The 13,125-nt window shown below is 48.4% G+C and carries 5 protein-coding genes; 4 read left to right on the top strand and 1 reads right to left on the bottom strand.

The genetic code is table 11. The features are described from left to right. The first annotated feature begins 48 nt into the window (after positions 1–48). The 4 genes from SDEN_RS19405 to SDEN_RS19390 all read left to right on the top strand — a co-directional run bounded on the left by SDEN_RS19405 (position 49) and on the right by SDEN_RS19390 (position 12,060). Entirely contained in the window at positions 49–1,137 is a 1,089-nt protein-coding gene (locus SDEN_RS19405) for a hypothetical protein (protein WP_011498141.1), read from the top strand. Between the two features lie 245 nt (positions 1,138–1,382). Then, entirely contained in the window at positions 1,383–1,979 is a 597-nt protein-coding gene (locus SDEN_RS19400; RefSeq protein ID WP_011498140.1) for a phage tail protein, read from the top strand. 202 nt (positions 1,980–2,181) lie between these two features. After that, entirely contained in the window at positions 2,182–11,514 is a 9,333-nt protein-coding gene (locus SDEN_RS19395) for an Ig-like domain-containing protein (protein WP_232279989.1), read from the top strand. 177 nt (positions 11,515–11,691) lie between these two features. After that, positions 11,692–12,060 carry a hypothetical protein gene (locus SDEN_RS19390; protein WP_011498138.1) on the top strand — a complete coding sequence of 123 codons (369 nt, stop codon included), beginning with the start codon at positions 11,692–11,694 and terminating at the stop codon, positions 12,058–12,060. A 104-nt stretch (positions 12,061–12,164) separates the two neighbouring features. Here SDEN_RS19390 and SDEN_RS19385 read toward each other — a convergent pair whose 3' ends face one another. Then, complete coding sequence (locus SDEN_RS19385; protein ID WP_011498137.1) at positions 12,165–13,121, bottom strand: FHA domain-containing protein; 957 nt, start codon at positions 13,119–13,121, stop codon at positions 12,165–12,167. Positions 13,122–13,125: the final 4 nt, after the last annotated feature.

Raw genomic sequence — 13,125 nt, 5'->3', positions numbered from 1 at the left:
GGTTATTTTGACCTTTGCATTGCCCTTTTTAAAGGACGTTAATTCTCCGTGAAACGTTGGTTTGTAGTATTGGCCTTGGTGCAGCTGGTCATTTTGAGTATTGTCGGACTAATCCGCTTTTATTTGTTGGCGCGAATGTCTGAAGCCGAGGTGGCGAACAGTGACTATGGGTTATTCTTATTCTGCTCGTCGATTGCCTCAACAGTCATTCCATTTGTCTTGGGTCATCATATTGACAGAGGGCGATATCGTGATATCACGCTATGGGGAATGGCGACTCTCAGTGCTATGGCTCTTTGGCTGCTGATTGTTCCACCACAAAGTCTTATCTTGATAGCATGCAGTTTTACATTGGTGGCTTCTTGTGTGGTGGTCGCGGTGCAGTTATGTTTAAAAGCGGCAGTGATAGAGGGGAGTCAAAACGGTAATTTAGCCCGCGGAAATTGGCTCAATCAATTGATATTAGCATTATCACTGTTGATCCCTGCTGGAGTTCATTTACTGTTTTATGGCGGCTATGAGATAACGCAACTATTGGTTGTTATGTTGTTTTTATTATTGTTGGCCGGTATCGCTGTTAAGCTTCAATTAAGGAACTTATTTAACGCCAGTCAGTCTAGTCGACAAATTCGCCCTGCTCAGGTTGTTGGGATCTTACGCCAACATTTAAGTCAACTGAATAACTTGTGGTACATCTTACTGTTGTTACTTATGAACTTTGCTACAGGAGCGCTGGAAAGTTATGCGATGCCGAAAATACAAGCTGAATTTGGCGGTGATGGTATCGTTTATGCGTTGTTGGCTGTTGGTAGTCTTTACTTCATTGGTAGCTTTGTCAGCCTAGCTATTGGTAAGGCACCTTTCATTAGTGGACCTGCCGCAATGTATACGCTGATACTCGTGTGTTGTGTCGGCATGATGCTGGCTCCTTCAATGGGGTTGCTATTGGCTGTATGTGCATTGTTCTTCATGCTGCATCCTCATGTTTTTATTCTCACAGATAGCCGTATTCAGAGCACAGTAATGCGTGATGTTATTGGCACTCACTTCTCGGTATTAAGGGTGGCTTCATTTGTGATGTTAAGCTTGGGCAATTTAGTCGTGTCTGCGACATATCTTTTTACGGAAAGTTTGTAAGCGAGAGATAACCTCAACTCAGGCGAAGACACTATGGTTTCCATCGGCTCAGATGAGTGGCGCACTACAACCGAAGTCTCCCTGTAATAAGCTGTAATACTTTCGTCCCTATACTCTCTGTATCCTCTGAAATAAATTCATGGCAGGGATCATTGCTTTCCAAGTAGTGATTTAAATTTGTTTTAAAAACATTTACTTTATGGTTTTTGCTAACTAAATTATGATCTTTTATAAGGAGCGAAATAATGCCAGATCCATTTATCGGTGAGATCCGCATGTTTGCAGGGAGTTACGCCCCTCAGTATTGGGCCTTTTGTAATGGGCAACTATTACCAATAGCAGAAAACCAAGCCTTATTTTCACTATTAGGTTATGTCTATGGTGGGACTCAAGGGGTTAGTTTTGCTCTTCCCGACTTGCGTGGCCGGGTGCCTGTTCATGTGGGAACAGGTGCGGGGTTATCCAGTAAAGCGTTGGGGCAAAGAGGAGGCACGGAATATGTTTCATTGACTAGTGCTCAGCTTCCCGCACATGCTCATATGGTAGATTTGAAAGCAACCGGGGAGGTCAATGTAAAGATGAGCGCCTCATCGGCTAAGGGGGATACGGCTATCCCTGGACCTACAACTGTTCCTGCACAAGTGCTAAGCGGATTGATCCCACTTAATGCATACAGCACGTCACCAGATACCACGTTATTGCCTGTGAATACCAGTACGACAGTCAATGTTAGTGGAAATACTGCGATGATGGGGGCGGGTCGGCCTGTGGTTATTGAGCAACCTTTCTTGGCGATTAACTTTATAATAGCGCTTCAAGGAGCATATCCTCCAAAGGGATAAGTTTATAAAGCTTCCAAGGTTCTGACATAAACTATCCCTATAGATGGTTTATGTTTCTAAACATGATAATAACACCGTATACTTAACGGTTTAAACTATTGATATCTATACATGGTCTGCCAAAGGAATGACAGAGCTAAATTAATCGAATCCTAACTTTGCGAGTCTATATATGAACCATAGAATCACCTTTTTGTTGATTATGTTGCTATTCGTTTCTACGAGCTCCTCTGTGGCGGCATTTCAAGAACAGGCTCGTGAAGTCGTGATTATTGATGAGTCTGTCGATGATAGAGCGGTATTTTATCGTGACCTAAAACCTGGTGTGGTCATTCATGAGATGAATTTAAGCTCTAATGGCTTAGAGCAGCTTGGCGATATACTCAAAGATTATAAAAATATTGAAGCATTGCATGTTATTTCCCACGGCAGTGACGGGGAAATTAAACTTGGTAATAGCGTGATAAACCAACAAGTACTGCAAAATAATCCACATCTATTTAATCAACTTAAGCAAAACCTGAGCCCCAGAGCCGACATTCTTTTTTATGGCTGTAATCTTGCGTCTGGTGAAAAAGGTGAGGCCTTGCTAGCTTATATTTCGACAGCACTTGACGCAGATGTGGCGGCGTCCAACACGCCAACCGGGCATGCTCAGTTTGGTGGCGACTGGGTATTAGAGGTCAGTACTGGCGCGATTGAGCATCGGCTTCCCTTTTCAGCACCAGCTCTGGCAAATTGGCAGCATGTGTTACCCACCTTCGATGGTGACGGTGGCTCCCTATCTGGAGCAAACTATATAGAGGCAGACAACGGTGATGGCATCACCATGACTGCGACTTTCAATGGTGACACGGCGGATGTAGCTGATGGTGGCAATGGTGGTGGCTCTAGCGGTAATGTTTTTTATGGTGTTGGTGCTACTGCTACATCCGTTCAGGTCTCATTTTCTAGTCCGGTGAATATTTCATCGTTTGTCTACTTTGAAGCCGATGGCACCGCCAGTACGGGAAACTATACCTTTACCGTCACCTCCGGCTCAGGATCCACAATAGTAAAAACTCAGGCGGATTTTACTCTTCTGTCGGGTCTTGCTGGAGTCACACTAACGCCAGTGGATTGGACCTCAGTCTCTACCTTTACCATTACAAGCGACGCAATCAATTTTTCACCAGGACTGGATACCCTAGCTTATACTATGGGCAATAACGCCCCTGTGCTAACCAACCTTAACGGTGACAGCGTCGCTTGGGCTGGCGTGGGTAATTATGTGTCCTTAGATGCAGGCACTAGTCTCGGCGTCAGTGATGTTGAACTCGATGCCCTTAATGGCGGCAACGGTAACTATGCGGGTGCGAGCTTAACCCTGCAACGGGTGGGCACAGCGATTACCACTGATGTGTTTGGTTTCGATACCAGCGGCGCACTGTTCAGCGTTAGCGGTGCTAATTTGCAGAGCGGCGGCTTAACCTTCGCAACCTTTACTAATACCAGTGGCGTGCTGAGTATCAATTTTAATAGCAGCGCCACCACAGCCACTAAATCACTGGTGCAGGATGTGTTGCAACGCATTCAATACAGTAACAATACTCCCGCCGCAGATGCGGCCTTGCGTTATAGCCTAAGTGATGGCACGGCCAGCACCACAGCAGATGTCACAGTTACCAGCGACAGTATCTATGTCACCAGCACCACAGATACCGCAACGATCAACCTCAACAATGGCGTGAGTTTCAGTGAGGCTGTAGCGATAGCGCTAGCAGACACTACGGGTAGCCAGACGCTGATTTTATCCAGCGCCTTTACTAGCAGTATGTCACTGGCTGGGAATTTGAGTATTGCCGAAAATCTCACGATTGACGCCAGTGCCGCAGGGTCAAGCTTTGCTATTGCCGGCAGCACCTTAACCTTAGATTCAGGTTTTACCCTGTCCTTAACCCATGCTAATCAATTGCAGATTTCAAGTAATATTAATGGTGCGGGTAACTTGTCTAAAGCAGGGGCGGGTTCCTTGCGCTTGACCGGAACTAACAGCAGCCGCACGGGTAGCACCTCTGTGCTAGGGGGGACACTAGATATTGACGCTGACACTAACCTAGATGGCGCCAATACCGGCGTCTTGACTTTAGATGGCGGCACCTTGGCCATGACGGTGACCGGTGGGTCTACTTTCAACCCTAATATTCAAACGATTAATAATCCCATCACCCTAGGCGCCGCTGGCGGGTCATTCAACCCAACGGGCGGTGGTGGTCGTAACATTATTAATCTGTCCGGGGTGATTTCCGGCAGCGGCACCCTGACTAAAATTGGCGCTTCAGTGTTACAACTCAGCGGCAATAATAGCTATTCGGGCGCGACCACAATCACTGTAGGTGGCCTACTGTTGTCCCACAACAATGGTTTAGGCTCAACCTCAGGCAGCACTACCGTTAATGCGGGGTCGGCACTGCGAATTGCCGCAGGTGTGGTTAGCCCTGAGCCACTGTTTCTCAATGGTACAGGCAGAAATATTGACGCTGTCGACTATGGTGCACTGGGGGCAGATGCCTACAGCCTAGGTACCAGCACAGTATCCGGTAATATTGAGCTCTCAACGGGTACGAATATTAGTGTCATTAACGGCAGTAATTTGATCTTAAGTGGCATAGTCAGTGGCACAGCTACTCTGACTAAGACCGATACTGGTAGCCTAACTTTAGCAGGTACTAATACTAATTCTGGCGCCACATCTGTCTCTGAAGGCACCTTAGTGCTGGATAATGGTGCGGCCATGGCAGACACCACTGCGGTCAGTATAGCGTCTGGGGCGACATTGCGACTCGATGCCAGTGAAACCATAGGAGTACTTTCTGGCGCGGGAACTCTGGCCATGAATGGGGCACACCTTACGCTTAATCAAACCAGCGATAGCAGCTTTTCTGGTGGTATCACAGGTAGTGGCAGTAACTTAACTAAGTCTGGCTCGAGCAAGTTAACCCTTTCGGGTACTAGCACTTATACCGGTGTTACCAGCATCAGCGGCGGCAGCTTGAGCCTAACTGGTGCCTTGAGTGGCACCACTGGCGCCACTATTGGATCGGGTGGCACCTTAGAAGGTACGGGCAGTCTCTTTGCCACAAGTTCAACCAATACCTTGACTGTGCAAAGTGGTGGTATTTTATCTCCTGGGATCTCAGGACCTGGCACAATCACAATCAACGGCAACTTGACCATAGCGTCGGGCGGTGCCCTGACGGCACAAATTACAGGGACAGTGTTAGGCTCAGGTTATGACTCAGTGGCAGTAAACGGCACAGTGGATGTGTCATCGGCCACACTGAATGTTAATCACAGTTATACAGCGGGATTAGGTGATAGCTACCGCCTGCTGGTTAACGATGGCGTGGATAGCATAACGGGGAACTTTTCCGGCCTGCCTCAGGGCGGGACTGTGACAGCAGCTGGTAATAGCACTGTGCTTACCGCGTATTATGCTGCGACCGATGGTGGTGGTTACAGTGGCGGTAACGAGTTTATGCTAGTGGCGCCCGTTGACATTACCCCTCCGACGGTATCTTCGGTCAATGTGCCAGCCAATGCAACTTATGTGAGCGGGCAGAATCTCGACTTCACCATTAATTTTGATGAAAATATTACAGTCAACACAGGTGGTGGTACGCCGCAGCTGGCGTTAACCATAGGGGCTACGACTCGTCAGGCTAACTATCAGAGCGGCTCAGGTTCTTCGAGCTTGTTATTTCGCTACACAATACAAAGCGGTGACGCAGACAGTGACGGCATTGCCATTGGCACCTTAGCCACTAATGGCGGCACGCTTAGAGACGGCGCTGGTAATAATGCTAATTTGACCTTGAACTCAGTAGGACCAACCTCCTCTGTATTGGTGGATGCGGTGGCGCCTACTGTGTCTTCGGTCAATGTACCTGCCAATGCAACTTATGTAAGCGGGCAGAACCTCGACTTCACCATTAATTTTGATGAAAACATCACAGTCAATACGGGAGGTGGTACGCCGCAATTGGCGTTAACCATAGGGGCGACTGGCCGTCAGGCTAGCTACCAGAGCGGTTCGGGTACGTCGAGCTTATTGTATCGCTACACAGTTCAGAGCGGTGACGCTGACAGTGACGGCATTGTTATCAGCAGTTTAGCCAGCAATGGCGGCACATTACGTGACGGCGCTGGAAATAATGCTAATTTGACCCTGAACTCTGTGGGTTCAACAGCATCGGTATTGGTGGATGCGGTGACGCCAATCGTGTCTTCGGTCAATGTACCTGCCAATACGACTTATGTGAGTGGGCAGAACCTCGATTTCACCATTAACTTTGATGAGAACATCACAGTCAATACGGGTGGCGGTACGCCGCAACTGGCGTTAATCATAGGGGCAACGACTCGTCAGGCAACTTACCTTAGTGGCTCAGGTACCTCAAGCTTATTGTATCGTTACACAGTGCAAAATGGTGACACTGACAGTGACGGTATTGCCATTGGCAGCTTAGCCAGCAATGGTGGCACACTTAGAGACGGTGCTGGGAATAATGCTAACTTGACGCTTAATTCTGTTGGTTCAACCGCCTCAGTATTGGTGGATGCGGCGGCGCCTAGCATATCTTCGGTCAATGTGCCTGCCAATGCGACTTATGTGAGTGGGCAGAATCTCGATTTTAGCATCAATTTTGATGAAAACATCACAGTCAACACAGCTGGCGGTACGCCGCAGCTGGCATTAACCATAGGGTCAACGACGCGTCAAGCCGCGTATCTGAGTGGTTCTGGTACCTCGAGCTTGATGTATCGCTACACAGTGCAAAATGGTGATCTTGATAGTGACGGCATTGCCATCGGCACCTTATCCAGCAATGGTGGTACGCTGCGAGATGCCATAGGTAATAATGCTAATTTGACTTTGAACTCTGTGGGTTCAACCGCAGCTGTGCTGGTAGATGCCACAGCGCCGACAGTCACCAGTGTCACCTCATCTACGTTAGATGGCAGTTACAAACTGGGTGATGTGATAGCGTTACAAGTCTTGTTTGGTGAAGTTGTGACTGTCACAGGGACGCCACAGTTAACCTTAGAAACGGGGACTATAGATCGCGTGGTGAACTACAGTTCAGGCACAGGCTCAAGTACCTTAATATTTAACTATACGGTACAAGTCGGCGATGTCTCTAGCGACCTGGATTATGCAGTAACCACGGCGTTGGCTTTAAATGGTGGCAGTATCAAAGATGCTGCAGGCAACGATGCCACCTTAACCTTAGTTACCCCTGGTGCTGTGAATTCTCTAGGTGCTAATAAGGCCTTGGTAGTCGATGGCGTGGCGCCGACAATGATTAGCAGCACGCCGTCAGATGATGGTAGTGCTGGCTACAATGACACGCTGCAGTTGACGTTCTCAGAGCCAGTGTTGGCAGGCATTGGCAGTGTACGTCTGTACGATGCCAGTGATGATAGCTTGTTCGAAACGGTTGATGTTGCCAATCTGGTGATAAGTGGTAGCTCAGTGACAGTCGATTGGGTCGGTAATTTGATCCCAACTCATAGCTATTATGTTCAATTGACGGCTGGGGTTATCAAAGACAGTGCGGGTAACCCTTTTGCTGGAATCAATGACAAGACCAGCCTTAATTTTACCGTGACTCACGTAGCGCCAGTGGCGATGGCGGATAGTGCAACGACTGATGAAGATAGCAGCATTGCCATTCCTGTGCTGAGTAATGATGTGAGTTCTGGATTTGCCTTGAATCCAGCTAGCGTATTGATTGTAACTGCGCCGAGCAATGGCAGCACTAGCATCAACAATAGTACGGGCGTTATCACTTACACCCCAAATGCGAACCATAACGGCGCCGATAGCTTCAGCTACAAGGTTCAGGATGTAAATGGCGGCCAGTCCAACGCTGCATCAGTCAGTATTACCATTAATGCGGTCAATGATGCGCCTGTGATCACAGGTGTACCTGCCACCAGTGTTAATCAGGGGGCGACCTACAGCTTTGTGCCTACGGCGAGTGATGTCGATGCCAATAGCGTGCTGAGTTTCAGCATAGTGAATAAGCCTTCATGGGCGGCGTTTGATACCAGTACTGGGGCACTCACAGGAACGCCGACAAGATCCGATATAGGTAGTACCTCAGGGATAGGTATTAGTGTCAGTGATGGTATTTTGAGTGCACAATTACCCGCATTCTCGCTGGAAGTTTTAAGCACCAACAGCGCGCCAGTGGCGACTAATGCCAGCGTGAGTTTGGATGAAGATACGTCGTTATCCATAAGCTTTACTGCCACGGATGCAGAAGATGATGTACTTAGCTTTGAAGTGGTAACCCAGCCTGCATCGGGCAAACTAGTCAAGCACGGTTCTGTGTGGTTATACACCCCAGATGCGGACTTTAACGGTGATGACAGTGTGCGCTTTATTGCCAAAGATGCCGAGCTAAGTTCTACCCCAGGCGTAGTGAGCATCAAGGTCAATCCGGTTAACGATGAGCCCAAGGCCGTGGATGACAACATCAGTCAGAGCCTGTCCACGGACAACAGCTATACCTTAGCGGTGTTGGACAACGACACTGACGTCGACGGTGATACCTTGACTATCGATGGCGCGGCGGCCGATGTGGGCAGCGTGCAAATCGTTAGCTCACAGCTTAAATACCAAGCGCCAACGGGCTTTGTTGGCCCAGTGGCACTGCGTTATAGTATTTCCGATGGCCATAAAGGTCGCAGTAATGCCAAGGTGCAATTGCTTATTACCGGTGAAAACTCAGCTGATGCGCCTGTGATTACTGTGCCAGCAGACATTACTGCGAATGCGACAGGTTTGTTCACTCAGCTTAAGCTTGGCGTCGCGACAGCGGTGGATGCCTCAGGCAAGAAGCTTGCGGTATCTTTGGTGAACACTAAGCAGTTGTTTGCACCGGGTGAGCATGTCGCCTATTGGCAAGCCACAGACAGTCAAGGTCGCAGCGCGATTAAGTCACAAAAAGTGACGGTAAAACCGCTGATATCCATTAGTCGTAACCAAGTGGTCAGTGAAGGCAGTGAAGCTAAGGTAAGCGTGTTCTTAAACGGCCCATCACCTCAGTACCCTGTGAGCGTGCCTTATACCGTGTCTGGCAGCAGTGACGGCAATGACCATGACTTAGTCGATGGTGTGGTGGAGATAACCTCAGGTTTATCTGCAAGCTTTAGCGTTAACGTGTTCGATGATGGGGTCACCGAAGCGGATGAAGAGTTAGTTATCAGCCTAGACCCAAGCCTGAACCTCAGTGGTCAACGTGAGACGCGGTTATTAATTACTGAAGCGAATATTGCGCCTCAGGCGAGCATAGTGGTGACCCAGTCGAATGAGCAGCGCACTCAGGTGAGCAAGGCGGAAGGCAAGGTGTACATCAAGGTGAAAAGCCGCGATGTGAACTCGCAAGACAGCCTCACTGAGGTCTGGTCCACAGGCGCACTGGTGTTAGACACAGATGCCGATGGCAGCTACTTTGACCCAAGCACGCTCGATGCAGGCAGTTACCCCATTAGCTTAGTGGTGACTGACGATGGTACGCCGCAGTTATCCACCAAGGTGCAGTTAACCTTGTTGGTAAAAGACAGCCTACCTGTGCTGACTGGCGCGGATAGCGATGGCGATTTAATTCCTGATAACCAAGAAGGCTTTGCCGACACAGACGGTGATGGCATTGCGGATTATTTGGATGCGATTAACGAATGTAACGTGCTGCAAGAGCGAGCTAGTTCACAACAGACCTTCCTGGCTGAAAGCCAATCGGGTGTGTGTTTACGCTTAGGCAATACGGCGCAGCTTATTGGTAGCCAAGGCATTCAGGTGCCAGACAGCGCCCTCATTAAGGATGCACTAGCGGATAACCTGGGGGGGCTGTTCGATTTTGAACTTACTGCCATCCCTAGATTGGGTGCCAGTGTTGCGGTTGTTATTCCTCAAGCGCGGCCCGTGCCTACCAATGCTGTGTATCGCAAGTTTGTGCGCGGTAACTGGCAGGACTTTGTGTTAAATGCCAATAATTCAGTGATGTCGAGTGCGGGTAATTCGGGTTATTGCCCACCGCCTGGCGCTGCGCAGTGGCAAGCTGGATTAACCGAAGGTCACTGGTGTGTGCAGTTAAGCATAGAAGATGGCGGCCCTAACGATGATGATGGTATTGCCAATGGCACTATTGTTGACCCGGGCGGCGTGGCTGTGATGCTCAATAGCAACAGCTTACCTGTGGCGGTTGCCGATGCTGTGATAGTGCCCGTGAACCAGAGCGCTGAGATTGATGTGCTGGCGAACGACACAGATGCCGACGGCGATGCCTTAACGGTTCGCCAAGTGAGCAGCCAGTTTGGCACGGCCGTAGTGCTGGATAACCAGCAGATAAGCTATACCCCAGCGGCTGATTTTATCGGCACCGATGTGTTGGTATACAGCATCAGCGATGGCAAGGGCGGCACCGCCAGCAGTGAACTTACGGTAACCGTGGTGGCCAACCGTGCCCCCGTCGCCGTGGATGACATGGCGAGCACCGATGATAAAACTGTGTTGCTACTGAATGTCCTGGCTAACGACAGCGACCCAGACAACCAGGCATTAAGCATTATTGCGGCCAGTGCCGAGCAAGGGAGTGTGATGATAGAAAACAACCAACTGCGTTATACCCCTAAAACGGGCTTTGAAGGCATAGATACTGTGAGCTACCGCATCAGCGATGGTTTGGACGGTGAAGCGACGGCCAATGTGATGGTCAGCGTGAAAGCGTACAAAGCTCAAGTGGTGGATAACCAATCTGGTGGTAGTGTGCACTGGTTGTGGAGCAGCATGTTACTGCTGAGCTTAGTGCTACGTCGCAAGTTGAACAGCCTAGCAAAGTTAAAGTTAGCACTGTTCAAATTAGCACAGCACAAAAACGCTTGCTTTAGCGCCTTAGTCTTGCTGCTGGGTGTGGGCTCAGCGCAAGCGAAAGAGGAAAATTCGCCTTGGTATCTGGACGCAAACTTAAGTGTGAATGAGACAGATAAAACCCAAATGGAGCTGCAGCAAGAAGTCACGGCAGGGACAATCAGCGGTTTTGATAACTCAGACACAGGCGTGGGCTTAAGTCTGGGCTATCAAGTGACGCCACTGCTGGCATTTGAGCTTGGCTACCTGGATTTAGGTGAAGGCTCGGCGCAAATCAGTGGCGAAAGCTTAGATGCGGGTCAATACCATGAGCTGATGAAGTTGGTGTCGCCTGTGTTACCACAAGGGGGGACAGTGGGTGCAAGGTTTACCTTAATGGAACATCAAGGCTGGCGCTTTTCAGTGCCGGTTGGGGTGTTTATCTGGGAGTCTGAGTTACACAGTGACTCACAGGGTCAGCGCCTCACCACTAAACTCGATGACACAGATTGGTACGCCGGCATGCGCTTTGACTATGCCTTGGCTCAGCACTGGTCCATGGGGCTGGGGATTAACTACTATGCCTTGGCGCCAAATGATGTGTTAAGTTACCAGCTCAGTGTGCGTTACCAGTTCTAGTTCTTTTGCTATGCAATCAAGGTAAAGCCAAAGCGCTTTGCTTTGATTGCACTGAAAATACGGTAAGTTAAATTAAAACAAAGAGTTGATTGGTGCTTTATCGACTGTAAAATGAGTGTTTATCTTATGCTGTAGTAGGATAACTAATAACTAATAAAAAGAAGAGAAGAAATTAATATGACAACAGCTTATATAAATGGAAGCGTATCTGCAGAAGGTGCAGTCACTTTAGCTCCTTCAACAAGCCATCTACTCTCACCTCCAGCCACTATATCTATTGGGGCTGGCAATATCATAACCATAAATGGAGTCGATCAGCTAAGCATAGATTTCTCTGATTCAAGTGCAAACATAGGTGCTAACGGATTAACAATGCACCAAGGTCAAAGCACAAGTGGAAGTGTTATCACGACGTTTAATGCAGGAAATGATTATACGAGCACTGTACTGGTGACAAATGAATATTTTTGTTTTTCTGGTGCTACTACAACAGGCGATAATATCGGTGATCCAATCGATTCTGGTGGAGAAATAATTGTAAAATAATGATCCACTTGCCATCTTAAGACCGATATTTTCACGTGCTAAGGAGCTTTAGCCTCAACGAGCCGTGTTGGATAATTCGGGGGTTAATTGCTTGAACAAAATCCTCAAGCAATTAACTCCAGCAGGTCATTTTTACGTAGGTTGACACTCTGAATACCTAAGCGAATCTGGCCTTTCCTGCGTTCTATTATGTGTTTTGCTTGCTCGGCTATTTCATTGCATTGGCTGACTTGTTTTCTCAGCCTGTGTATCTGGATGTTGATCAAGGTCTCGGATAACCCCAATTGAGATATCAGTTCATCGATATAGACCCAGCCCGTTTCGGAATGAGCATAACCTTTTTGCTTATCAGCCGCCTTCTGCCTTGCCAATAACACTAATAAGTAATGATGGTTGCGCACCCCTAGGTCGGTCATGCCCATATCAGACTCTATTTTGCAGGTGATGGTTTCCTCATCGGCGCTGATGTCTAAGTGCAAGGTAAGGTGTGCATTGATGTGGGCTGGCATCATTTCAAGTTCGGTATACAGGTCGTCAGAGACGCAGTTTAACTGCCACTGTTTATCCCCTATGGTGACCCAGGCAAGATCCGATAGCTCAAATGCGGCAGTATTCAGCCCTGAAAGGCTTTCCCCCATCCAGTGCTTGCCATCACGAAACAAAATGAGCTCAGGCTCATCATCGGGAATTAAATTATAGGCGCCAAGACACATGGCTTGTTCTATGGGGTGCTCGGAGCTCTGACGCAGACAGAGTAAATCTGCAGGCGGGGCATCATCTATTAATTTAATGGTATGATTTCCCTGTAAGCCTAAGCTGATAACATCGCCGATACTAAGTTTGACCCGCTGATTCTTTGCTAATTTTTCGCCATTTAAAAAACTGCCATTACGACTCAAATCAAGCGCTTGCCAGCAGCCAGAAATATACTCGATCAGCAAGTGCATTCTCGATACGGTTTTATCACTTAGCGCGGTATCTACAGCGGCCGGAAGGCGGCCAAACAAGTGACTCTGCTTTAATGGCAGTGTTTGCGTGTCTTGAAAATTGATCGTACCCATAATT

The sequence above is a fragment of the Shewanella denitrificans OS217 genome, assembly GCF_000013765.1.
Classification (GTDB): domain Bacteria; phylum Pseudomonadota; class Gammaproteobacteria; order Enterobacterales; family Shewanellaceae; genus Shewanella; species Shewanella denitrificans.
This window is presented reverse-complemented; position numbering and strand designations above follow the sequence as displayed.

Coding starts and splice junctions, on each gene's coding strand:
- SDEN_RS19400 (WP_011498140.1), top strand. CDS start 1,383: ATGCCAGATCCATTTATCGGTGAGATCCGCATGTTTGCAGGGAGTTAC.
- SDEN_RS19395 (WP_232279989.1), top strand. CDS start 2,182: ATGTTGCTATTCGTTTCTACGAGCTCCTCTGTGGCGGCATTTCAAGAA.
- SDEN_RS19385 (WP_011498137.1), bottom strand. CDS start 13,121: ATGGGTACGATCAATTTTCAAGACACGCAAACACTGCCATTAAAGCAG.
- SDEN_RS19390 (WP_011498138.1), top strand. CDS start 11,692: ATGACAACAGCTTATATAAATGGAAGCGTATCTGCAGAAGGTGCAGTC.